This is a genomic window from Lysinibacillus sp. CD3-6, from assembly GCF_006351725.2.
Classification (GTDB): Bacteria; Bacillota; Bacilli; order Bacillales_A; family Planococcaceae; genus Lysinibacillus.
This window is the reverse complement of record NZ_CP085880.1, coordinates 1,128,029-1,152,632: the sequence shown is the minus strand read 5'-3', so window position 1 is coordinate 1,152,632 and position 24,604 is coordinate 1,128,029. Positions and strand designations below refer to the sequence as shown.

Below are 24,604 nucleotides of genomic sequence, written 5' to 3'. Positions count from 1 at the left end.
GCATTTTACCTTTATACAGTCGAGCGCTCATTCTATCCACTACAAATCGCTATTATTATTCTTCGCTATTTTCTAGCTCTTTATCTAAGCCTTCTGCAAACAAGCCATATACATAACGTTCTGCATCAAATGGCTGTAGATCGTCCATCTTTTCACCTAGACCAACGAATTTCACAGGAATATGCAATTTATTTCGAATGGCTAGCACAATACCACCTTTTGCAGTCCCATCAAGTTTCGTCAAGACAATACCCGTTACGTTTGTTACTTCTTTAAACGTTTGTGCCTGCACAAGCGCATTTTGACCAGTAGTCGCATCTAATGCTAACAATACCTCATGTGGCGCATCTGGTATTTCCCGCGAAATAACACGATGTACTTTTTCTAACTCGTTCATTAAGTTCACTTTGTTTTGTAGGCGACCCGCAGTATCACAAATTAAAACGTCCGCTTTACGATTTTTCGCTGCGCGTATTGCATCATACATGACTGCTGCTGGATCCGAGCCTTCAGACTGCTTAATCACTTCACAGCCAACACGGTCTCCCCACACTTGTAATTGATCAATCGCACCTGCACGGAACGTATCTCCCGCTGCTAATACGACCGTTTTTCCTTCTGATTTAAGACGACGTGCCAATTTGCCAATTGTTGTTGTTTTCCCAACACCGTTTACGCCAACAAATAAAATAACAGTTAGCTCACCATTAGGTTGCATATTTAGTTCAATTAAATCTTCTTCACCTTGCTCATAAATTTCCACAAGTTTCTCAGAAATAATGGTTTGGATACCGTTTGTATCTTTAATATTTTTACGTTGAACCTCGAAGCGTAGTTTATCCATAAGTTCCATCACTGTTTCAAAGCCAACGTCTGCTTGTAATAATAAATCTTCTAGCTCTTCAAAGAAATCTTCGTCTACTTTACGATAACGTGCAACTAAATCATTGACCTTAGAAGTAAATGAATTACGTGTTTTTTCAAGACCTGCTTTAAATTTTTGTGTAATGGACCACGCAGAAGGTTTTTTTTCAGATACTACTTCCTCTACAACAGCAATTTCCTGCACTTCTTCCACTTTTTCTTCCTCTACTACATTGGAAGTCTCTACAACAGCAATGTCTTCATTTGTTGATTGCTCTTGCTTTTCTTCTACTTCTACGTTAGATGTTTCAAGTAGAGCAGGTTCTGCTGTGTCTTCATGCTGTAAATCGGCTGATTGCTCTTCGCCTATCGATTCTACTTTTTCTTCTTCTGTTGGATTTCCAACCAACTTATCTTTTAAACGTTTAAAAAAACTCATGCTTGTTCGCTCCTTTGCTCCGCAAGTACGGGTTCATCTTCTAATTTTACTGATACAAGTTTTGATACACCTGATTCCTGCATCGTAATACCATACAGTACGTCAGCCCCCTCCATTGTACCTTTACGATGTGTAATGACAATAAATTGGGTATTGCGACTAAACTTCTTCAAGTATTCGCTGTATCGAACAACATTTGCCTCGTCTAATGCCGCTTCTACTTCATCGAGAATACAGAACGGCACAGGTCTTATATTTAAAATCGAGAATAGTAAAGCAATTGCAGTAAGTGCACGTTCACCACCAGAAAGCAAGCTTAAGTTTTGCAGCTTCTTCCCAGGAGGTTGGGCAACAATTTCAATGCCCGTTTCAAGCATATTGTTTGGATCTAATAATACTAAATCCGCCTGACCACCACCAAATAATTCGCGGAAAACAAGTTTGAATTGCTCTCGAATGGCAAAAAACGTCTCACTAAAGCGCAGTGTCATTTCTTCATCCATTTCTTTAATCGCTTCGTGTAACGTGTCTTGCGCTGCAAGTAAATCTTCACGCTGCTCTGTTAAAAAAGAATGACGCTCTTGGACACGCTCAAATTCATCAATCGCACTTAAATTCACAGGACCTAATTCTTCAATAGATTTTTTCAATAGCTTGACACGACGTCTCATATGCTCTTCATCTTCAATTGATAAAGCGACTTCCATTGCTTCCTCAAACGTTAGTTGATAGTTTTCTTCGAGCTGATCATTATAATTATTCATCTCAAATTCTACGCGGCTTCGCTTCAATTCATTCGCACGTATTGCTTCTATGAAGCCTTTATGTATACGTTGCAATTCCTTTAGCTGCTCTTCTAACGTTGCTAGCTCTTGTTGTTGGGCTGCTTTTTCATCTTTTTTCTGTGAAATTGTAACTTGTAATGTTTCTCTTCTAGCCTTCCACGTAGCAACTTGTGCCTCTACCTCTTCATCACTCAACAATTTTGTCGATTCATCAGATTGAAGCCATATTATTTCCTGAGAAATATTGTCGACTTTTTGTCGAGCTTTGTTTAACTGTAGCGCAAGTTCTGCAGTTGCAATTTGTACTTGGGACATTTGTTCCTGCATTACCGCCAATTGTGAACGTTTTTCAGCAGTTTGTTCACGAAGAACATCCTTTTCCGTTTCACTTTGTAATTTCACTTTACCTAGTTGCTCTACCGTTTCATTAATCTCCACTAACTCTAATGCAAGAGCTGCTAAACGTAGCGTTGCTGCTTCCTTTTGAGCAAGCAGTGATTCTTCACGTGTCTTAACATCCAGCGTTTCATTGGAGGCAAATGACACTCGGGCTGACAAGCTTTTTTCAACAACTTCTAATTCCCGAATACGACTTGCCTGTTGCATCTCTTCTTTACGTAACTGATCGCCTTCAAGTTTTAATTGTTCCAATGTGTCTCGCAACGATGACAATGTTTCCTTTTCCGTTGCTACAGCCTGCTCTGCGCTATAAATCGATGTCTCTAACGCTTCGAGTTTGGCAATTAAACCATCTAACTCCGCTTTTCTCGTAAATAATGAAGATTGTTGTTTTGCAGCACCACCTGTTAAAGAACCGCCAGCATTAACAATATCTCCTTCGAGTGTTACTACACGATAACGGAAACCACATAAACGTGCTATTTGACTAGCACCTTCTAAATTTGATGCCACGATCACATTGCCAAGTAAATTTTCTACGATAGAGCGATAATTTTCATCAAATGTCACAAGTGCATCTGCCATTTGCACGAATGCAGGATGCTCCGTTGCAAGCTGAATCGAAGATAAATTTATTTTGCGTGATTTCATGACCGTTTTCGGTAAAAATGTCGCTCGGCCAGCTCTTTTTTGTTTTAACCACTTGATGGCCTGTTGAGCGTTCTGTTCATTCGACGTCACAATATGCTGTGATGCAGCCCCTAAAGCTGTTTCAATCGCTTGTGAATACTTCCCATCGACCTGAATTAATTCTGCCACTGCACCTTCAATGCCAAATAATTCACCTTTGTCACGAGCTAATAATACTTCTTTAACGCCGTGGAAGAAGCCTGAAAAGTCTGCTTCTAGCTCTGCTAATGTGTCTTTTCTAGCTTTTAACTGTTGCTGATGCTGATAAGCTTTGTATAGCATTTCCTGCTTTTCGTTAAATGAACTATTCACATTTTTAAATTGAATTTGTAACGCTTCATATTGCTCTAGCTTTTTTTGCAGCTCCGTTGTCGTTGCTATATGTGTACCAACAAGCGACTCTTTCTCTGTGACAACTTCAATAAGCTCTTGCCCAATTTCATCCGTTTGGTCTGTCATACGCGCGGCCATTGCTTTTTGTTGCGATAGTTGTTGATCAATATTTTTTAGTTCATTTTTTACTGTTGCTTCTTCATTTAACGAATCGATATAACGGTTTTTATGCCCTTCAATTTCTTGTTCTATTTCTGTAACCGAACGATTTAATGATTGTTCTAATTGTTTAATAATTTGCTTTAAAGTTGAGACTTCCTGTTGCTTTTCAGTAAACAACTGTTTTTTCTCAAGCTCCTGTGCCGTTAGATCTTCTACTTCACTTTTCGCTTCTTGCAATGATGCATTCAACTGCTGTAATTGATTCGTTGCATTTTGTCGCTTCTCAGCCATTAAAGCTTTACGACCATCCCAACGCTCCATTTCCATTGTGGCATCGACAAGCTCTGATTGTGCCGCATCCAATACAACATCAAGCTCTTTTAAATGTTTACGAATTGCAGCAGATTGGGTTTCAAAAGCTTGAATATTACTAGCATGTTTTTGCTCTGTTTCAGCTAACTGCGTATATTCTTCTTTCAATGCATGCAAAGATTGTGCACAATTTTTTAAATCGTGCACAAGAATCGCAATATCAAAATCTTTTAGCTCCGTGGACATTTGCACATAATCTCTTGCACTAGAAGCTTGTATTTGCAAAGGCTCCAAACGGCTATCTAACTCATGCAAAATATCTAAAACACGGTATAAGTTTTCATCTGTTTCTACAAGTTTATGCTCAGCTTTTTTCTTTCGCAGCTTGTATTTTAATACACCAGCCGCCTCTTCAAATATAGAGCGACGGTCGTCAGGACGGCTATTTAAAATTTCATCGACACGGCCTTGGGAAATTATCGAGAAAGCCTCTTTCCCAAGTCCTGAGTCCATAAACAAGTCCGTAATATCCTTCAGGCGACACTGCTGGTTATTTAATAAATATTCACTATCACCTGAACGGTATACGCGTCTTGTTACGCTTACCTCTGTGTACGAAAAAGCAAGCTGTTCATCAGTATTATCTAAAATTAATGTTACCTCTGCAAAGTTTAGTGGCTTTCGAGAGTCACTCCCAGCAAAAATAACATCTTCCATTTTTGCCCCACGCAACGACTTTGCCGATTGCTCCCCGAGTACCCAACGAATAGCATCAGTTACATTACTTTTCCCACTGCCATTAGGTCCAACAACAGCTGTAACACCTGGTACAAAATCAATACCAATGCGCTCCGCAAAAGATTTAAAGCCAATCACTTCGAGTCGTTTTAGGAACATCTATTAAGCCTCCTCTTTAGCAGAATGCTCACGCATCATACGCATAGCGCATTGTGCTGCTTGTTGTTCAGCTTCTTTTTTCGATTTCCCTCGACCGATACCAAGCTCTTGTCCATTTAATAATACGCTCGATACAAAGGTACGATTATGCGCTGGGCCCTTTTCATCGATAATCTCATAATGAAGAAGACCGTTGTTTGTTTGCTGTACCATTTCTTGTAACTGGCTTTTAAAATCCATCACATGCGAAAAAGCACCGACTTCTACTTTTGGGAACACGATTCGTTCTAAAAATGTCACGACCGTTTGCAAATCCTGATCTAAATAAAGGGCACCTACAAATGATTCAAAAACATCTGCAAGTAGCGCTGGGCGTTCCCGTCCTCCTGTTAACTCCTCACCTTTTCCAAGCAATACAAAGCGACCAAAGCCCAACTCATTTGCAAAAATAACAAGTGATGGCTCACAAACGATCGATGCGCGGAGTTTTGTTAATTCACCCTCGCTCATATGCGGGTATTTCTCAAAAAGGTATTTAGAAACAGATAGTTCAAGTACTGCGTCACCTAAAAATTCGAGACGCTCATTATCCGTAAACAATTTACGGCGATGCTCATTCACATAAGATGAATGCGTGAATGCTTGATACAATAAATTTTTATTAATAAATGTGATATTTAATTCATGCTGTAACAGCTCGAATTGATTGCGTACCTTTTCAGGAAGTACGCCTGATTTCTGCATATTTCCTTTTCTTCTCATAGCCATTGAACAATCTGCCTTCCTAATAGTTTCTACCGTCTTAGTGTACCTTTTTCAAGGCATTTATGCAAAAGTATTTCGGCTAAAATACAATGTTTTGGAAGTTTTAACGTAATTTTTTTACAAAAATAAAAAAAGGCACGCAAATCGTTCGAAAAACGAACCATTTCGTACCTTTAAAATACATCAAAGCATAAACGATTATGCTTTGATGAAAGTATTCAATGAAATCAGATTTTTATTATGCAATCTTAAAAGGTTGCAATTGAAATCTGTAACATCTGCCAGAGGCGATTAGTTAATTTTACCTTCGATGTATGAAATAGCAGAACCTACTGTTGAGATTTTTTCAGCATCTTCATCAGAAATTTCCATATCGAATTCGTCTTCAAGCTCCATAACAAGCTCAACAACGTCTAATGAGTCAGCACCTAAATCATCACGGAAAGAAGCTTCTAATGTTACTTCACTTTCTTCAACACCTAAACGGTCCACGATTACTTTTGTTACGCGTTCTAATACTGTAGTCAAAACTTTCACCTCCCCTCAAATGATTATACAAAAATTTTATATTTATGCTATAGCATAATATTACATCACCATGCCGCCGTCAATATGTAGCGTTTGACCCGTCATATAGTTTGCTTCATCCGAAGCTAAAAACGCAACGGCTTTTGCAATATCCTCTGGTTGCCCAAGTTTAGCAAGTGGAATTTGCGTAAGCATACCTTGTTTTATCTCTTCTGGAAGCTGTTCAGTCATTTCTGTTTCAATAAAGCCTGGTGCAATTGCATTCACTAAAATATTACGTGATGCAAGTTCCTTAGCAGTTGTTTTTGTTAAGCCAATTACGCCCGCTTTTGCTGCTACATAGTTAGCTTGCCCAGCATTACCTGCTACACCAACGATAGAAGAAATATTAATAATACGTCCTGCACGTTGCTTCATCATTTGACGAGTAACAGCTTTTGTACAAAGGAATACACCTTTTAAGTTAGTATTAAGAACATCGTCCCATTCTTCTTCCTTCATTCGCATTAATAAATTATCGCGTGTAATACCTGCATTATTCACTAAAATATCAAGTGAGCCAAATGTTTTAACTGCAGCATCCATCAGAGCAGTAACTTCTTCTGTTTTTGAAACACTTGCCTGTACTGCAAGCGCCTCACCACCATTTGCTTGAATTGCCGCCACAACTTCTTCCGCTTTTGCTTGTGAGCCACTATAGTTTACAACTACCTTTGCACCTTCATCAGCAAGCTTTAACGCAATCGCACGTCCAATTCCTCGTGAAGCACCTGTTACAACTGCAACTTTCCCTTCTAATTTACGCATTGATTGTCCACTCCTTCGACGCTTCTAATACTGCTTCTAATGAAGCTTCATCATATACACAATACGTTGCCACTGAACGATCTACTTTCTTTACTAAGCCACTTAGCACTTTGCCAGGTCCACACTCGATAAATACATCGACACCTTGCGCAATCATTTCACGTACTGATGCTTCCCATTGTACTGCACTATATACCTGTTCCACTAATTCTTGTTGAATAGCTGGCACATCTGACAATTCTTTAGCTTTAACGTTGCCGATTACTGGAATTTGCGGTGCCGATAAAGTAATATCCGCTAATGTTTCCTGTAATTTACTAGATGAAGGTCGCATTAATTCTGAATGGAAAGGTCCACTTACAACTAATGGAATAGCACGTTTAGCGCCCGCTTCTTTAGCGGCAACTGAAGCCTTGTCAACGCCTTCTTTTGTTCCAGAAATAACGATTTGTCCTGGACAGTTGACGTTTGCAACTTGTACTACATCGCCATCAGCTGTTACTTTTTCAGTCACTTCATGCAATGCATCTAGCTCCATACCAAGAATAGCAGCCATAGCCCCTTGCCCTGCTGGCACAGCTTCGTTCATAAATAAACCTCGTTTATGAACAATTGCAACAGCATCCTCAAACGATAAAACCCCTGCGATAACTAATGCACCATATTCTCCAAGTGAGTGACCAGCTGCAAAATTCGGTGTAATACCTGCAGCGCGTAATTTCTCAGCGACCATAACACCTGTCGTTAATAACGCTGGCTGTGCATGATATGTTAGTGTTAATTCTTCAGCAGGTCCCTCTAGCATTAATTTAGATAAGTCAAAACCAAGTGTTTTATTAGCACTTTCGTAAAAGGCTTTACTTTCTTGTGAGTTGCTTACAAATTCTTGGCCCATACCAACCGCTTGAGAGCCTTGGCCTGGAAATATAAATGCGATTTTCGTCATTTCTTATTAATCCCCTTTGTTAGTCAATTTCTAAGTGACGTACTGTATCTGTTATCGTTGAAATAACCGTATGCTCTACCATCGTATTCGCTTGACGTATTGCACTAAAGATTGCTTTTGCATTCGATGATCCATGCGCTTTAATAACAGGCGCTTGCAAACCAAACAAACCTGCCCCGCCATACTCTGTGTAGTCCATTTTATTTTTCAAGTCACGTAAATTATTCTTCATAAGTGCTGCTGAAATTTTTGTTTTTGTAGAAGACATAAATGCCTCTTTTAACATCTTAAATAATGCGCCTGCTGTTCCCTCAATCGACTTTAGCACCATATTGCCCGTAAATCCATCTGTTACAACAACATCAGCGACCCCATCGAGTAAATCACGCGCTTCGACATTGCCGACAAAATTTAAGTCGGCTTCTTTTAGTAATTCAAAAGCAGCCTTCGTTAAATCATTTCCTTTTTTATCTTCAGTCCCGATATTTAACAATCCAATACGAGGCTTTTGTAGACCGCCTACTTTTTTAGCGTAAATATCACCCATAATTGCATATTGCAGTAAATGCTCTGGTCGTGCGTCCGCATTGGCCCCTAGGTCGAGCATTAAAAAGCCTTTACCATCAAGCGTCGGTAATGTCGTTGCTAAAGCTGGTCGCGCAATTCCTTCGATACGACCTACTTTAAACAAACCACCTGCCATTAGTGCGCCTGTATTGCCAGCTGAAAGGCAAGCGTCTGCTGTACCTTCTTCAACCGCATCCATCATTTTCGCCATTGATGAATCCTTTTTACGTCGTACAGCACGTGCAGGATCATCTGTCCCTTCAACCACTTCTTCACAATGGATAACTGTTAAGCGATCGTGCATTTTTAAAAATGGGTCGAGCTTTTCTTGCTGTCCATATAATTGTATTTCCAAATTTGGAATTTGTTCTAATGCTAATAATGCACCTTCCACTACTGATTTCGGTGCATTGTCGCCACCCATTCCATCAAGTGCTAATTTCATACTTATTCACCCTTACCTTTCGTGCGGTACATATCAAATTCACCAACAAAAACAGTTTCACCATTCACAGTCGATATAATCTCAACTTTTGTACGATGGCGTTCATCATCTCTTCCGACAACGACCGCCTTAGTTATAACACGATTTCCTGCTTTAACAGGTTTCACAAATGTAATATTGGAGTGCACTGTTAAAGCAAGCTCATCATCTATAACCGCTACAGCTAATGAGTTTGCCTGGGCAAATAAATGATGTCCACGCGCGATGCCATTGCGCTGAAATACATGCTCTTCTTTTACATCAAATATAGATATTGCACGATTATCTAGTTCTATATCAATAATTTCACCGATGACTTCATCAATCGGTAATGATTTTACTTCATTTTCATATGTTTTCGAAGCTACATCTTTAATTCGTTCGCGCAATTCTGGAATTGCTAGTTCCATGCGATCTAAACGAATTGTTTGTACACTTACCTGAAACTCCGACGCTAATTGTTCATCTGTGACGAATGGGTTTTCCGCAATCGTTTCAGATAATAATCGCTGTCGCTCTTTTTTCGTTCGTCTCAACGTCATTCGCCACCTTTTGAGTTGTTATTAGCACTTGGTACTAATATCAGTATATAGAGTATAAAAAAAGAATGCAAGACTTGTTTTCAAAAACAAGCACTCGCATTCCTTGTCGTACAACACGTAATTATACTAATCAAAACGTTCACCTTGTAGAACACCAGACTTCTCAAGCATATCACGTAAAATTTGATACGTTTCATCATGCCAAAATGCGTCTGTTTCAATCATTTCAGTTGCATCTTTTCGCGCCGTCTCAAGCGTCCTATAATCATGTACTAAATCCGCAACTTTAAAATCAGGTAAGCCACTTTGCTTCCGTCCAAAGAAATCACCTGGTCCACGTAGCTCTAAATCTTTTTCTGCAAGTCGGAAGCCATCATTTGTTTCAGTCATAGACTGCATCCGCTCTTTACCTTCATCAGATTTAGGATCAGCGATTAACACACAGTAAGATTGGTGCTCACCACGCCCTACACGACCTCGCAGCTGATGTAGCTGTGCTAGTCCAAAGCGTTCTGCATCATATACAACCATAAACGTTGCATTCGGCACATTTACTCCGACTTCAACAACAGTCGTAGATACTAAAACTTGTATTTCTCCTTCACTAAAGTCACGCATCACAGCATCTTTTTCATCCGCTGGTAAGCGACCATGCATTAAACCAACTTTATAACGTCCATTAAAATACGATGCGAGCTGCTCATAAATTTCCACTGCGTTTTGGACATCCAATTTATCCGATTCTTCGATTAATGGACAAATAGCATAGGCCTGTCTACCTGCTTGAAGCTCTAGCTCTAATTTGGACAACACAGAACCAAGTTGTTCTTTTTTCATCCAATGTGTTTCAATTTCCTTACGCCCTGCTGGCATTTCATCAATCAACGAAACATCCATTTCGCCAAAGGCTGTAATCGAAAGTGTTCGAGGGATAGGCGTAGCGGTCATAAAGAGCACATCAGGATTTTCCCCTTTATCACGTAAAATTCTCCGTTGTTCTACGCCAAAGCGATGCTGTTCGTCCGTTATAACAAAGCCTAGTCTATTAAAAATTACATCTGGCTGTATAAGTGCATGCGTTCCTATTACAATATCTATTTCACCAGCTGCAAGTGCAGCTAATAATAGACGTCGCTCCTTTGTTTTTGTTGAGCCCGACAATAACGCTACACGGACTCCAAATGGCTCGAACCAAGCAAGTAAGTTTTCCGCATGTTGTTCGGCTAAAATTTCAGTTGGTGCCATTAACGCTCCTTGAAACCCTGCAGTCACAGCGGCATATAAACAAATTGCCGCAACTACCGTTTTTCCCGAACCAACATCCCCTTGTAGCAAACGATTCATCCGATGCGGTTCTTTTAAATCCTTACAAATTTCATTGACAACTCGCTTTTGTGCTCCTGTTAATTCGTATGGAAGTGAAGCGATAAATGCCCGTACCTTTTGCAAGTCAAATTGTATAACTGTCCCCCGTTCATTATCCTTACGTATTTTTCGTAACGCTTGAATACGAAGTTGAAAGTTTAATAATTCTTCATAAGCAAATCGTCTTCTTGCTTGTTTAGCGTGTTCAGCATCTTGCGGAAAATGAATACCTTCAAGACCATCGCGAATTGAGACAAGCTTATAAGCTGCTTGCAAATGTTGCGGAATTGCATCAGGTAATTCTGCGCCAAAATCATCTAACACTTGTCGCATATATTTGCGAAAACGTTTTTGCGGAATTAAACCTTTGAGACTATAAACAGGTTCAAAATCTACTTGGTCTATTTTCGGACCAAATGTGACCGTCGTACCATTAATTACTTGTCTACCTCTATCCCATTTCCCCGTCACTGTCACAATAGTACCTGGTATTAGCTTTTGTTTTAAATAGTTTTGATTGAAAAACACTACCTTCACAAGATGACGGCCAGCGAGTACAGTCACTTGCAAGCGAGATTTATTTCGTCCTAAAAATAACACTGTCGGCTCACGTTCTACTTTACATTCAACAGTAACACGCTCATTATGAGGTGTTTGTGCTAAATCCTTTAAGCGAAAATCCTCATGTCGATGCGGGAAAGTCCACAACAAATCTTGTATCGTCTCAATACCTAATGTTTCTAAATGCGCAGCAGTTTCTTTCCCAACTCCTTTTAATTCAGAGACAGGACTGGTTAATTCAGTCACCTTTCATATCAGCCCCTTCAAATAACGTCCATTCGCATACTGTTGCTGTCATCGAGTACATTCTTAAACTTTTGTTACTCAAAAGAGCCTACCTCCCTTCTATTCAAATCCTCGTTATCTTTTATAGATTGTTAGTATTATATTGCCTATATACAGCACTTCTCTTGTCAACTTTATCATAAAACTTTTAATTCGTGTCGTCCCAATGACTAGGAAATGGCGGTACACTGTCGTTTATTTGAAAATTAAATCATAAATAGTTAATATTGGAAATATAATTAAAAATAGTGCAGGAAATAATTGTAGGGAGGTTCATATGAATTTGACTATAAAAACGCATCTTAATAGCATTATGTGGCTAGTCGCTATACTTTTGCTCGGCATTTCCTTTTTAGTACATGCAACAAGTTACTTTCATACGAAAGAAATAAATACAGCAAGTTCTCGATGTTATGAAATCGGTGGCGAAGTCATTTTAAAAATTTACAACAATGTCACAAATACATATTATTTTGAATGCAAACGAAAATAACTGTCGATAGCGAACTAAAAAGTCGATTGACTAGGCTTCTATTCGGAGAATTCTTCAGGGTAACCGGCGATTCACGGGCTTCTATCGGCGGTTTCTTCGGGGTTACCGGCGATTCACGGGCTTCTATCGGCGGTTTCTTCGGGGTTACCGGCGATTCACGGGCTTCTATCGGCGAATTCTTCGGGGTTACCGGCGATTCACGATGTCCGCCACCAACAGAGTACTCTCTGTTAAATTTTATCTATAACAAAAAAGTGTTAGATTGATTATTGCAATCAATCTAACACTTCCTCTTTTCAATCATTTTTGAGCCTTACTCTACTGCTAATTTTGCTTTTAGTATACTTTGTAGATCACCATTATTAAGAATAGCATTGCTGATTGCTTTACCTGTCGGTGTTGCTGCTAAGCCACCACGCGCTGTTTCCTTTAAATTCGGGCTCATCGACTGACCAATACGATACATCGCACCAATAACTTCATCGCACGGAATACGACTCGTTACACCTGCTAGCGCCATATCTGCTGCAACAAGTGAGTTTGCTGCACCCATCGCATTTCGTTTAACACAAGGCACCTCAACTAATCCAGCTACTGGATCACAAACAAGGCCAAGCATATTTTTCAATGTAATAGCGAATGCTTCTGAACATTGCTGTGGCGTACCACCTGCCATCTCCACGATTGCAGCCGCAGCCATACCAGCAGCTGACCCAACTTCCGCCTGACATCCCCCAGCGGCACCTGAAATGGAAGCATTATTTGCTACAACAAAGCCAAATGCACCTGAAGTAAATAAATATCGAATCATTTGTTCACGCGTTGGATTTAGCTTATTTTTCACCGCAAATAAAGTACCTGGCACGACTCCCGCTGAACCCGCTGTAGGCGTTGCACAAATTGTACCCATAGCAGCGTTTACTTCATTCGTTGCTACGGCTTTACTAACAGCATCTAATAATAAATCGCCTGATAGCGATTTACCTTGTGCAATATAATTTTGTATTAGTACGGCGTCTCCACCCGTTAAGCCTGTTACAGACTGCACACCTTTTAAGCCTCGCTCAACCGCTTCCTCCATCACCGTTAAGTTTTGGTCCATCTGTTGCATAATTTCTTCTCGAGTTCGTCCACTTATTAACATTTCCTGCTCAATCATAAGCTCAGAAATTAGCTTTTCTTCCTGTTCTGCTCGTTCCACAAGCTCACGTACATTATGGAATAACACTTCCATAGAGACACCCCCCTAGTTATTAATTCTCGACACTTTCGTAATATGTGGTATTAATGAAATTTGCTGAAGTACTTTTTCCTCAATATTTTGATCAATCTCAATGACCATGAGTGCCGTTAAACCACGTTCAATACGGGAAACCTCCATATGCCCAATATTGACATTGTGCATCGCTAAGCAATTCGCAACATTAGCAATACAGCCAGCACGATCATCGTGAACAACAAGAATGGCTGGCATACCACCTGTTAAACGAAGTTTGAAGCCATTGACCTCGCTTACTTCAATTTTTCCGCCACCAATTGAAATGCCGACAATAGACATTTCTCCTTCATCATCACCAAACACTAGTCTAGCTGTGTTCGGATGCTCTGTATTCGCTGTTTCTGGAATAAACTCATATTCCAATCCAGCTTTTTCTGCATGTTCAAATGCCGTTTTTATTCGTTCATCAAATGTATCAAAATCTAATAAACCACCAATTATCGCTACATCTGTCCCATGCCCTCTATACGTTTCAGCAAATGATCCATAAAGATGAATTTTCACCCATTTCGGTTGTCTACCAAATAAATCTCTTGCTACACGTCCAATACGCGCTGCACCTGCTGTATGAGAAGAAGATGGACCAATCATAACGGGTCCAATAATATCAAAAACCGATGTAAACTTCATACAAGCACACCCCTCTATTCTATTCGTATAATAATTTATAATTTACTTATATCATGCTTGATAGTTACTATAAAAGTAAAGCACTACTTTATCAACTTTCAGAAAATTAACACGACTATAATTTATAACGTATTTATATTATTTCTTCTTTGTCCATTCTATAAACACACTCTTTCCAACATGCTGATATTCCAGTATTTTCAAAACATCTGTCCTCTGTAGAAATACACAAAACTATCTATTTTGTTTCATTCAAGTAATTTTCTACACGTTGTATTCCTTTTACCATAAACAAAAGCAGTACACACATTGTGCACTGCTTCGCCTACTTGTTAACTCAATCACCTTACATTATTCTACTGAAATAATATATGGGTATAATCCTTGTTTACCGTTAAATAACTCCACTTCTACATCTGGATAGTTGTTTTCGATAAATTGGATTAATTCAGAGGCATTTTCTTCAGAAGTATCTGCTCCATAAATAACCGTAACGATTTCAGTATTCGCATCTACTAAATCCGTAATTACTTTCTCAGCAGCATCTTTTAATGCTGGTGTAGATAGCACAATTTTCCCTTCAGCAAGTGCCATAAAATCGTCTTTATGAATTTCTACGCCATCGATAGACGTATCACGCACTGCATAAGTTACTTGGCCTGTTTTTACATGAGCAAATGCTTCTGTCATTGTTGCTTGGTTATTCTCAACAGTTGCTTCTGGATTAAATGAAAGAATGGCTGCCATCCCTTGAGGAATAGTTTTTGTTGCTACAACTGCTGCTTCAATATCCAATAGCTCTACAGCTTGTTCTGCTGCCATTACAATATTTTTATTGTTCGGTAAAATGAGTACTTTTTCTGCGCCAATTTCCTGAACAGCTTTCACAATGTCTTCAGTTGAAGGATTCATCGTTTGGCCGCCTTCAATAACATAAGAAGCGCCGATTGAGCGTAACAATTCAGCTACACCTTCTCCCATTGCAATCGTTACAATGGCATATGGATGCTTCTCAGCCTTTTTCGCTGGAGTAGATGCTTTGTGATCTTCACCCACAATAGCTGAATGTTGCTCGCGCATATTATCAACTTTAATTTTAATAAGACTTCCGTATTTTTGCCCCATCGCTAAAACTGCACCTGGTTGCTCTGAATGAATATGCACTTTAGCAATTTCTTCATCTGAAATAACAAGTAAAGAATCGCCTAGTGGATTTAATTCATTACGGAATTGCTCCTCACTAAATGGCTCTTTTCCTTCTTCCAAACGAACCATAATTTCCGTACAATAGCCAAATTCAATATCAGCTGTATTCATAAAATCTTGTGCTCTATGATGTTCTGCATTAATTAAATCGTCTAATGTTGCATCATTTTTTTTCGGTAAAGGCTCTCCCTTTAAAGAAGCTAAAAAACCTTCATAAACAAATAGCAATCCTTGACCGCCACTATCTACTACACCCACTTCTTTTAAGACAGGTAAAAGGTCAGGTGTACGCTGTAGTGAAGCCTTTGCTTCTTCAGTAAATGCTTCCATTACAGCGATGATATCGTTTTCACTTTCAGCAACTTCAACACCTTTTTTTGCTGCTTCACGCGCAACCGTTAAGATTGTTCCTTCAACTGGCTTCATCACCGCTTTATAAGCAGTATCTACACCAGCTTGAAATGCACCAGCGAAAGCTTTTGCATCAACCGCTGCATCTTTTTCCACAAATTTTCCAAAACCTCGGAAAAGTTGTGATAAAATTACACCCGAATTCCCACGTGCGCCCATTAGTAACCCTTTAGATAAAGCTTGTGCCGTTTTACCAATATGTTCTGATGCTTGTAGTTCCGTTTCTTTTGCACCAGATGTCATCGATAAGTTCATGTTTGTCCCTGTATCCCCATCTGGTACTGGAAATACATTTAAAGAATCTACATAATTTGCATTTTGATATAGGTGATGGGCACCCATTTGCACCATTTCAGCAAATTTTAATCCGTCTAAAGACTGCATTCGATTTTGTTCCTCCTCTTACTCATTCGCTACACGAACGCCCTGCACAAAGATATTGACAGATTTTACGCTCATACCTAATGTTTTATCTACTGTATATTTCACTTTCGATTGTACTTGATAAGCAACTTCCGAAATTTTAGTCCCGTAACTAACAATAATGTACATATCAATATGTAAATCTTCTTCTTGTTGTCGAATTACAACACCTTTTGCAAAGTTCTCTTTACGTAAAATATCAGTTAGACCATCACGAATTTGATGTTTTGATGCCATGCCAACAATACCGTAGCATTCTATAGCAGCGCCACCAGCAATCTGTGCTAGTACATCAGTTGAAATATCAATTTGGCCGAATTCGTTATTTAATTCAATTGACATAGAAATGCCCCCTTGGCTCTTTTTGACTAAATTCTATTGTACCACTTTGGGTATACATTAGGCAACCTAAGTTGCCTTGAAAGCGCTTTGTGTCAACGTTTTTAGCGATTCATTCCAATCTTCATCGTTCACACTATTTGTTTTGAACTTATGTTTATCTACTCTTACCTCTAGCTTTGCCTGAAGTTATTCTGTCGAAACCTATTCAAACTACTATTCATCGAATATCTTTTCCAAGCATAAAAAAAGCTGATGTAATTATACATCAGCTTTAGGCGTGAATTGTTTGAGTGCCTGGCACTGCCATAGGACACCGCCATCTCCGTTTTGTGGATCAAATTATCAATATAAGCTTTTAATTAATGTTTCAATCATAACAGGCATTTCTTTAAATGCGCTATCCACATGTAACCTTTCTGTCTTTTGATGTGCGTCTTTGCCGAATGGGCCAACATTTAGCACTGGTCCTTGCAAATCAGCCATCGCTTCAAATGGAATACTATACGTATCACCATAAACAGGCGTGTTTCGCTCAAATGCAGTCCAACCGTTTGAGTCATCTGTGTAATTTACATAACTTAAATCACAAATACCATTGAAATAATGAATTTGCTCAATTTCAATATCAAACGTTTTAGCTGTTTTCTTCATTAATTCGATAGATTCCTTTACTAGCGGATGATCTGATGAATTGATTGCAGGATAATATGGTGGTGCATACAACAGCACAGTTGCTGGTGTTAGCTCCTGACATCGAATCATTAATTGATCGACAATACGAATCGATTTTTCACGATCATCCCACGATGTATTTTCTATAACTTGCTTTTTAATGTGGTTCACTTCTTCAGCACCAAGTTTATTTATGGCATGCTCTAACACTGTTTCGTATCGAAGTACTCTTACTTCACCAACACCTTGCACTTTTTCACGCGCACAAATTTTATTATATTGCGTGTTACAAGCGGCCATTGCCTCTAATGCGACTTGTTCAAAAATTTCCATTACCTCTGTTGCTGTCCGCTTCAACAAAAATACATTGTAAAGCGCAGCTGCACGATATGGTGTTTGTGTCGAATACTCCATTTTTAAATCTTTTAATTGTAATGATACAGGGAGTGGTGTGCTTTCGCCTAAATCCGTTTCACTGAACACTGGATTCCATTCCATATGCTGCGTCATATAGGATGCAATATAGTTGGCTGTCATGCCTTTTAACGGTTCACCTACATGCGTTTCTTTCCCATAAAATAAAGCTGCTGGCATAATTTTCCCTATTGTACCCGAATAAATATATTCATTTATATCCGAAGGTCCTTGCGAGAACGATGGCTCACTATTTAAAAATAACTTATAGGTTAACCCATATTGTTCACGTAGTCTGACTAGCTCAACTACTGCTGCACGCATACCAGCTGAGTTCACTTCTTCATCTGGTACCGCTGTTAAAATAAGATTGATAGGCCATTGTTCAATACTTGCTTTCTCTATCAATTGCATATGCAATGCAAGTCCCATTTTCATATCCATTGTTCCACGACCAAATAAATAATTGCCCGATTCTAAATCTATTCTTGCCGCTTCTGGTAAATCTTTTTTATATTTTGGCTCCATTAGCTTGCTCGTTAATTCTTCTGGGCGACAAGCAAATGGCTCAAGCTCTCCATATTCCTCCGTATGAACAGTATCAAAGTGACTAATAAGCACTACCGTTTCTGTTGCCGTCGGATGCTTGTACAATGCTGTTACCGCATGGCGACCTAGCCCTGCATCATGTAGTTCTATATAGTTAGGATTGTCTTGAAAATAAGAAAGCGTTTGCAATGTGTCTCTTAATTTATAGGCAAATTCATTTTCGCCTGGTGTTAATGTTCTGCTTTCCCAGCTAACAATTTCACATAATAATGCCCGAAGATTTTTCGGCGTATTCCATAAATATTTACTCATATTTAAAATCTCCTTTATTCGATAAATGCTTTTCCTATATCAGGAGCATTTCATTATGAATTTATTTTTGCCGTCTCCTCAATTTCTGAAGAAACTGTACTTACTTTACTCAATTTCAGTTTATAAAATAGCAGACAAGCTATAAAGAACCCTATACCGTATAGTAAACCGATTCGTTGAGTTGGATCGAACGCTAAAAACACGAGAATAATGATACAAAAGACAATACAAAATAGTGGAATTAACGGGTATAGTGGCGTTTTAAATTTCAAATCTGCCACATTGCCTCCCCCTTTAACATAACGATATCGGAACATTAATTGGGACATCGCAATACCCATCCAAGAAATCGTTACCGAAATTCCCGCAATCGACATGAGCAACACAAATACTGCATCTGCTTCCATAACACTTGTTAATAAAGATAGCAGCGAGAATAGCATAGTGAAAATAAGCGCATTTAATGGCACCTTGTTTTTTGTTAAACGTCCAAAGTATTTTGGAGCCATTCCTTCTTTTGACATCGACCATAGTAATCGTGTTGATGCATAAAGGCATGAATTTCCTACAGATAATATTGCTGTCAAAATAACGAAGTTCATTATGCCAGCTGCATATGGTACACCAGCAATTTTCATCAATGTTACAAATGGACTTTCCAGTAGCCCAAGCTCAGATGATGGGAAAATCGCAGAAAGCACAATAATTGAAGCAATATAAAATACTATGATTCTAAAAAGGATTGTCCGTATTGCTCTTGGAATGTTTTTCTCTGGATTTTCTGTTTCACCAGCAGCTATACCTACCAGCTCGGAGCCTTGATAAGAGAAAATAACATTCATCATCGTTACAAAAATAATCGCGATACCAGCAGGGAATAATCCTGTCGGTGCTAAATTTGTTAAATGCGGAGCTGGACGATCAGCCAGAGGGATCCAGCCAAATATTGCAGCGGCACCAATAATAATAAAGGCAATTACGGCAACTACTTTAATGCTCGCAAACCAGAACTCTGCCTCTGCAAAACCTTTCGTTGTTAAGGCGTTTAATGTAAACAAAAGCACCATGAAGACCGCACACCATATCCAAATAGGTACATTTGGGAACCAATGTTGCATTAATATCCCTGCTGCGGTAAACTCCACCCCTGCGGTGGCGGCAGAACCTACAAAGTACATCCATCCTAAAGAAAAGCCTGCTGAGGGACTAATAAAACGTGTTGCATATGTTTGGAAAGAGCCTGTTACAGGCATGTACACTGCCAATTCTCCTAAACAGTTCATTACCATATATAAAATAAAACCGCCAAACAAATAGCCAATTAATGCGCCACCAGGGCCTGCTTGATTGATTGTATAACCTACATTTAAAAATAACCCTGTCCCAATCACTCCACCTAGTGATAGCATCAATAAATGTCGACTCTTCATAGAGCGTTTCAATACATTATTATGCTGTTGTTCCCCTTTGCTCAAAGTGTTTCCCCATTTCCATATGTTGTCATTATATTAAATATTCAGATATTTAGAGGATTAAAACACCCAATCAATTTTTCCCCTACAAATTGATTGGGCATATATACATTTAATTAAAAACGAAGGGATAAGCAGCTCAAGCCGCCGTCATGTTTTCTAAACTCAGACATTTCAAGTTCAATTGTTTTATAACCTAAATCATTTAATTTACGATTTGTGTCAGGGTAACCTGCTGGAATAATGATATAATCATTTACTTGAATACAGTTCGCTGAATATTCATCTTCTTGTGGAATAACAATTTTCTCATATGATGCAAAAGTAGGGTGATCGATAAACTCTCCTGCAACGACCATACGATTTTGTCCAACGTAAGCGATTCCCGTTTTTAAATGGAAGAATTCTTTTAATGGAATAATCGTAGCTTCATAACCTTCTTTTTCTACGATTTCTTTGAATTGTCGTGCACCTTCCTCGTTTGTACGATCAGAAATACCTACATAAAATTTCTTTTCTGCTTGTAAAACATCCCCACCATCAAGAGTTCCTGGTGCTTCGATATAATAAAGTTTGTCATAGAATTTTTTAACTGCAGGTTCGATATCTTCAATTTCGCGATTACGTGCATCTGCTCCTGGATTTGTAATAATAGCAAATTCAGAAGTTAGTACTGCCGTATCTTCTACAAAAGTAGCGTCAGGGAATGCTTCATCTGCAGCTAGTTGTGTAACTTCTACGCCACATTTTTTTAAAGCTTCTACATACTGTACGTGCTGTTCAAATAATTTTTCTAAAATAGGTTTTCCTAGATCACTCGTTGTTAAACCGTTTACAAAGCTGTTACCTGGATTTTTCACAATGACATTTTTAAACATTTTTATTCGTCTCCTTTTTTATCCTCTGATTACTGGACAAGTTAGACATGTTGGTCCACCTGTTCCTTTTACTGTGATTTCTTCACCTTTATATTCATAAACAGTTGCGCCTGCATCTAATAACTGTTGTTTTGTAGCTGGATTCCCTTCAGGAATAACGCATACTCTTGGAGCGAGTGCCAAAACATTACAGCCTAGCGTGTCGTATTCATCTTTAGGTACTTCAACGAACTGAATCCCGCGTGCAATAAGAAGCTGACGGAAAAATACGGGCATTAAACGAGAGTGTACTACAGCCAAATCCTTGTCCACCATACTAATAAAGGACATTAAATGTAAGCACTCCGCTTCACCTAAGTCATGCGGTAGCTGTACAACGATAAATTCATCGACAACATCCGCTGTCATCTCTTTAATTTGACGAATGGCTTCATCATTCGTACGGTACCCTCGGCCGACAACAAGTGTACGGTCGTCAAGCCAAACAATATCCCCACCATCTGAAACAGCATCTCCAGTCAATTCTCCAATGATAGGAATCCCTTTACTCTGTAAAAACTCCTTATATACAGTTGCTTCAGGTTGTCTTAATTTCTTTCCAGATTTCAATATGATTGCACCGTGTGGTGTGAATTTAACAGGATCATGTGCATAAAGAGAATCTAACCCTACATCATTTGAAGCTGGTAAATAATCAATTTGTTCAACGTATTTTTCTAGAATTGCTATAAACTCAGCATATTCTGTAAGAGCCACATTATAGTTAGGTTCTGATAAATAGTTGAAAGTTTTCCATTCATCCGTAAGATGCTCTTGGCTTATAAAAGCTTCTTTTGGATGTTTGACAATTACGTGTTTTAAAGGTGCATACATGGATGAACAATAATGCATACCTTTCACCCCTTTTCCGTGTAGTGGAAAACGTTTCCGTTAAGAGGAAAGTTTATATAAAAAATATATGCGTTTTATGTTATACTGTCAATATATTTAGAAAATTTTAATATTAAACTATTTAAAAAGTTCTTACTCACCCAGAAGGAACTAGACGTAAACTGAGAATAAAAATACAATAAGATTAGAGGAGGTGGGACAAAATGCAGTTATTAGAACGAGCAATGACCATTGCTAAAGTGTTAGCTTCAGAAGCAGCAGAAGGCAGTTTGTCTATTTCAGAGCTATCCACCAAATGCGATTTACCACTAAGTACATTACATAGAATTTTAAAAGCGATGATTGCACAAGGAATGATTGAACAAGATGAGCAAACGAAACATTACCGCCTAGGAACGATATGGATGGAATTAGGCTTACAAGTGTATGATACGATGGATTATATAAGCAAAATCAGACCTGAATTAGAGCGCCTAGCTAGAGAAGTCGAGGAAAGTGTTTATTTAAGCAAGCCTGCTGGGTTAGATACTATAATTATCGAAAGAATAGATAGTGCAGCAAATCCAATTCGAATTTATGATCAACTCGGTATTCGCATTCCAATGCATATTGGAGCTGCCAATAAAGCATTGCTAGCCTCCATACCTACTGAACAAGCTAAGGAAATAATAAATCAACTAGTCCCTATTGAAGAGATGGCTGATTTAGAAGGTCAGTTAGAACAAATACGGTTACAAGGCTATGCTATAAGCCACGGTGAACGAACTGCTGGTACTTCCTCAGTCGCTGTAGCTGTTATTAATGGGTTCGGAGAAACTATAGGCGCAGTTAGTATAGGCTTTGTTAGCTTTAACGTTAGCGACGATCATATCAACTTCCTTATCGAAAGTCTTAAAGAAACGGGAAAACGTGTTTCAACGAAGCTTGGCTACCGAGGGAAGTAGTTTATAAAAATGCACTGCACAATGAATCTAGTGACCATTGTCCAGTGTTTTTTCATAGCAGTTTTTTGCCTGTAAAGGTTTTTTTCTTGAAAGGTTATGTGAAAACTGTTGCACTGAACGATTTCGTATGTTAAATTATTATGGTATGTGAAATACCGAACTGAAATAATAATCTTTCAGCATCAACTGTAAGGAGGGAATACAACATGCCAAAACAATGTGTAATCACTGGACGTAAAGCTCGTACTGGTAACAACCGTTCCCACGCTATGAACGCTAACAAACGTACTTGGGGCGCTAACCTTCAAAAAGTTCGTATCCTAGTTAACGGTAAACCAAAACGTGTATGGGTATCTACTCGTGCTTTAAAATCAGGTAAAATCGAGCGCGTTTAATAGCCGCTTCTAAAAAATCGATTTCGCATTAAGCGTAAATCGATTTTTTTCTTTCATTTCTCAAGGCAAACTACCAACCGCCTTTATATAGCTATGAAAAAGTAAAAAATCCGACTGGCATCAGTCGGATTTTTTAGCTTCTTTCTTATCTTTTTTAAATAGGTTAATACACGTACGCGTAATGCTACTAACAAATTTCGGCAGTTGGAACGTATATACTTTCAGGACTCTCTCCCCCTTACGCTAATCTATGCTTCTTATCATTAAACATATGCCTTGCGTGAAGGATATAGACCCTAAAGTGCCTATTATTTCATTACTTGTAAAACGGGTTGAACCTAATGAAATTTCTTCATTCGTCGTTTCATATTTAACATGCCTTAATGTCACACCTTGTATAGGTTGCTCATGCGCAAAAAAGGACAAATAGCGATAGCGATCATCCGCTAGAATTGTGTGAGTGCCTGGCACTAAAAATTGTAACATATTAGCATGATTTATAATTTTCAACACAAGTTGAGGATGTTCTAGCTGCAAACGATATATCGAACGAACAGCTGCCTCATAGTGATCTAAACGACCACCTGTCACACCTGTTAACACAATTTCGTTAGGGGCATAGGTTAATGCCTTTAATAGTGCTAAATCCGTATCCGTTTCATTCTTCTCTTCTTGAAAACGCTGAGCATCATCTGCATGCTCCATAACATATTTGTATTCCTCTTGTGATAACGAGTCAAAATCGCCAACAATGGCATGTGGTGTCATTCCTTGTTCAATTAAATACAGCGCTCCTCGGTCCGCACCGATAAATAAAACATCATTGCGCTTATTATACGGTTCAAAGGAACAAAGCTCCTCTTTCGGACCGCCTGCACAAACGACAACAGTGGTCATTCTTTAATCGCAGCCTCACCAGCAGCTAAAATCTCTTGCAATGCAGCTGTTCGGTCTTCTTTGCTGTATATCGCTGAGCCTGCAACAAATATTGTTGCTCCTGCTTTTGCACAAGGAACGATTGTTTCCGCATTAATACCACCATCGATTTCAATCGCAACGTCTAAGTTTCGTTCTTTAATAATTGTTGATAACGCTTCAATTTTTGGCACAACAGAATGAATGAACTTTTGACCACCAAATCCAGGATTCACTGTCATAAATAACACCATATCAATATCCTCTAAAATATGTTGAATAGATTCAATTGGTGTATGCGGGTTTAAAACGACACCTGGCTTTACACCATAAGAACGAATCAATTGAATAGTACGGTGTAGATGGCGACAAGCTTCTACATGTACTGTAATATAGTCTGCTCCCGCTTTTGCAAATTGTTCAATATATTGATCAGGGTTTTCAATCATTAAATGAACATCTAACGGTAAATCAGTTAAAGGACGAATGGCATCCAACACAATAGAGCCAAATGAAATATTCGGTACAAAATGACCGTCCATCACGTCGATATGAATAAGCTTTGCACCTGCTCGTTCTACATCCTTCACTTCTTCTCCTAGTTTTGCAAAGTTTGCTGCTAAAATTGATGGTGCTATTTGTATCAT

The 24,604-nt window shown here is 38.8% G+C and carries 23 protein-coding genes; 3 read left to right on the top strand and 20 right to left on the bottom strand.

Annotation, left to right across the window (positions count from 1 at the left end):
• Positions 1 to 55: 55 nt before the first annotated feature.
• From ftsY to recG, 9 genes are all read right to left on the bottom strand, one after another.
• Positions 56 to 1,303 (bottom strand): signal recognition particle-docking protein FtsY, encoded by a 1,248-nt coding sequence (gene ftsY, locus FH508_RS05335; RefSeq protein ID WP_173477783.1) that lies wholly within the window; start codon positions 1,301 to 1,303, stop codon positions 56 to 58.
• Positions 1,300 to 4,881 carry a chromosome segregation protein SMC gene (gene smc, locus FH508_RS05330; protein WP_173477784.1) on the bottom strand — a complete coding sequence of 1,194 codons (3,582 nt, stop codon included), beginning with the start codon at positions 4,879 to 4,881 and terminating at the stop codon, positions 1,300 to 1,302. The genes ftsY and smc overlap by 4 nt, the downstream gene beginning before the upstream one ends.
• 3 nt (positions 4,882 to 4,884) lie before the next feature.
• Positions 4,885 to 5,649, bottom strand: coding sequence for a ribonuclease III (gene rnc, locus FH508_RS05325; RefSeq protein ID WP_370635700.1), 765 nt, complete (start codon positions 5,647 to 5,649; stop codon positions 4,885 to 4,887).
• A gap of 288 nt (positions 5,650 to 5,937) precedes the next feature.
• Complete coding sequence (gene acpP / locus FH508_RS05320; RefSeq protein ID WP_024362063.1) at positions 5,938 to 6,174, bottom strand: acyl carrier protein; 237 nt, start codon at positions 6,172 to 6,174, stop codon at positions 5,938 to 5,940.
• A gap of 60 nt (positions 6,175 to 6,234) precedes the next feature.
• Positions 6,235 to 6,981 (bottom strand): 3-oxoacyl-[acyl-carrier-protein] reductase, encoded by a 747-nt coding sequence (fabG, locus tag FH508_RS05315; RefSeq protein WP_173477785.1) that lies wholly within the window; start codon positions 6,979 to 6,981, stop codon positions 6,235 to 6,237.
• Entirely contained in the window at positions 6,974 to 7,927 is a 954-nt protein-coding gene (gene fabD, locus FH508_RS05310; RefSeq protein ID WP_173477786.1) for an ACP S-malonyltransferase, read from the bottom strand. Before fabD ends, fabG begins: the two co-directional genes overlap by 8 nt.
• 19 nt (positions 7,928 to 7,946) lie before the next feature.
• A complete protein-coding gene (plsX, locus tag FH508_RS05305) occupies positions 7,947 to 8,939 on the bottom strand; it encodes a phosphate acyltransferase PlsX (RefSeq protein ID WP_173477787.1) in 993 nt (330 codons plus the stop codon).
• 2 nt (positions 8,940 to 8,941) lie between these two features.
• Positions 8,942 to 9,514 carry a transcription factor FapR gene (gene fapR / locus FH508_RS05300; RefSeq protein ID WP_173477788.1) on the bottom strand — a complete coding sequence of 191 codons (573 nt, stop codon included), beginning with the start codon at positions 9,512 to 9,514 and terminating at the stop codon, positions 8,942 to 8,944.
• A 132-nt stretch (positions 9,515 to 9,646) separates the two neighbouring features.
• Positions 9,647 to 11,692, bottom strand: a complete 2,046-nt coding sequence (gene recG, locus FH508_RS05295; RefSeq protein WP_173477789.1) for an ATP-dependent DNA helicase RecG — start codon at positions 11,690 to 11,692, stop codon at positions 9,647 to 9,649.
• 316 nt (positions 11,693 to 12,008) lie between these two features.
• Between recG and FH508_RS05290 the strand changes: the two genes are divergently transcribed.
• The gene (locus FH508_RS05290; RefSeq protein WP_173477790.1) at positions 12,009 to 12,224 is read left to right on the top strand and encodes a hypothetical protein; all 216 of its coding nucleotides are present in this window, start codon (positions 12,009 to 12,011) and stop codon (positions 12,222 to 12,224) included.
• Positions 12,225 to 12,537: 313 nt separating this feature from the next.
• Here FH508_RS05290 and sdaAA read toward each other — a convergent pair whose 3' ends face one another.
• The 8 genes from sdaAA to FH508_RS05250 all read right to left on the bottom strand — a co-directional run bounded on the left by sdaAA (position 12,538) and on the right by FH508_RS05250 (position 21,703).
• Positions 12,538 to 13,458 (bottom strand): L-serine ammonia-lyase, iron-sulfur-dependent, subunit alpha, encoded by a 921-nt coding sequence (sdaAA, locus tag FH508_RS05285; protein WP_173477791.1) that lies wholly within the window; start codon positions 13,456 to 13,458, stop codon positions 12,538 to 12,540.
• Positions 13,459 to 13,470: 12 nt separating this feature from the next.
• Complete coding sequence (gene sdaAB, locus FH508_RS05280; RefSeq protein ID WP_173477792.1) at positions 13,471 to 14,133, bottom strand: L-serine ammonia-lyase, iron-sulfur-dependent subunit beta; 663 nt, start codon at positions 14,131 to 14,133, stop codon at positions 13,471 to 13,473.
• Positions 14,134 to 14,484: 351 nt separating this feature from the next.
• Positions 14,485 to 16,134: a DAK2 domain-containing protein gene (locus FH508_RS05275; protein WP_173477793.1), complete on the bottom strand. Its 1,650-nt coding sequence runs from the start codon at positions 16,132 to 16,134 to the stop codon at positions 14,485 to 14,487.
• Positions 16,135 to 16,152: 18 nt separating this feature from the next.
• A complete protein-coding gene (locus FH508_RS05270; protein WP_024362072.1) occupies positions 16,153 to 16,515 on the bottom strand; it encodes an Asp23/Gls24 family envelope stress response protein in 363 nt (120 codons plus the stop codon).
• A 342-nt stretch (positions 16,516 to 16,857) separates the two neighbouring features.
• On the bottom strand, positions 16,858 to 18,462 hold the full coding sequence (locus FH508_RS05265; RefSeq protein ID WP_173477794.1) for a M20/M25/M40 family metallo-hydrolase: 1,605 nt from the start codon (positions 18,460 to 18,462) through the stop codon (positions 16,858 to 16,860).
• A 53-nt stretch (positions 18,463 to 18,515) separates the two neighbouring features.
• Complete coding sequence (locus FH508_RS05260) at positions 18,516 to 19,892, bottom strand: amino acid permease (protein ID WP_173477795.1); 1,377 nt, start codon at positions 19,890 to 19,892, stop codon at positions 18,516 to 18,518.
• 158 nt (positions 19,893 to 20,050) lie between these two features.
• Positions 20,051 to 20,812: a dimethylarginine dimethylaminohydrolase family protein gene (locus FH508_RS05255; protein ID WP_173477796.1), complete on the bottom strand. Its 762-nt coding sequence runs from the start codon at positions 20,810 to 20,812 to the stop codon at positions 20,051 to 20,053.
• 18 nt (positions 20,813 to 20,830) lie between these two features.
• On the bottom strand, positions 20,831 to 21,703 hold the full coding sequence (locus FH508_RS05250) for a dimethylarginine dimethylaminohydrolase family protein (protein ID WP_173477797.1): 873 nt from the start codon (positions 21,701 to 21,703) through the stop codon (positions 20,831 to 20,833).
• Between the two features lie 203 nt (positions 21,704 to 21,906).
• On the opposite strand from FH508_RS05250, the gene FH508_RS05245 reads away from it, so the two are divergent.
• Together FH508_RS05245 and rpmB are read left to right on the top strand one after the other, a co-directional pair.
• Positions 21,907 to 22,647, top strand: coding sequence for an IclR family transcriptional regulator (locus FH508_RS05245; RefSeq protein WP_173477798.1), 741 nt, complete (start codon positions 21,907 to 21,909; stop codon positions 22,645 to 22,647).
• 206 nt (positions 22,648 to 22,853) lie between these two features.
• The gene (gene rpmB, locus FH508_RS05240; RefSeq protein ID WP_173477799.1) at positions 22,854 to 23,042 is read left to right on the top strand and encodes a 50S ribosomal protein L28; all 189 of its coding nucleotides are present in this window, start codon (positions 22,854 to 22,856) and stop codon (positions 23,040 to 23,042) included.
• A gap of 120 nt (positions 23,043 to 23,162) precedes the next feature.
• Here rpmB and spoVM read toward each other — a convergent pair whose 3' ends face one another.
• Genes spoVM through rpe form a run of 3 tightly spaced genes read right to left on the bottom strand, consistent with a single transcriptional unit; the run spans position 23,163 to position 24,604 of the window.
• Positions 23,163 to 23,267 (bottom strand): stage V sporulation protein SpoVM, encoded by a 105-nt coding sequence (spoVM, locus tag FH508_RS05235; RefSeq protein ID WP_103977638.1) that lies wholly within the window; start codon positions 23,265 to 23,267, stop codon positions 23,163 to 23,165.
• Between the two features lie 18 nt (positions 23,268 to 23,285).
• Positions 23,286 to 23,939, bottom strand: coding sequence for a thiamine diphosphokinase (locus FH508_RS05230; protein WP_173477800.1), 654 nt, complete (start codon positions 23,937 to 23,939; stop codon positions 23,286 to 23,288).
• On the bottom strand, positions 23,936 to 24,604 hold the full coding sequence (gene rpe / locus FH508_RS05225; protein ID WP_173477801.1) for a ribulose-phosphate 3-epimerase: 669 nt from the start codon (positions 24,602 to 24,604) through the stop codon (positions 23,936 to 23,938). The genes FH508_RS05230 and rpe overlap by 4 nt, the downstream gene beginning before the upstream one ends.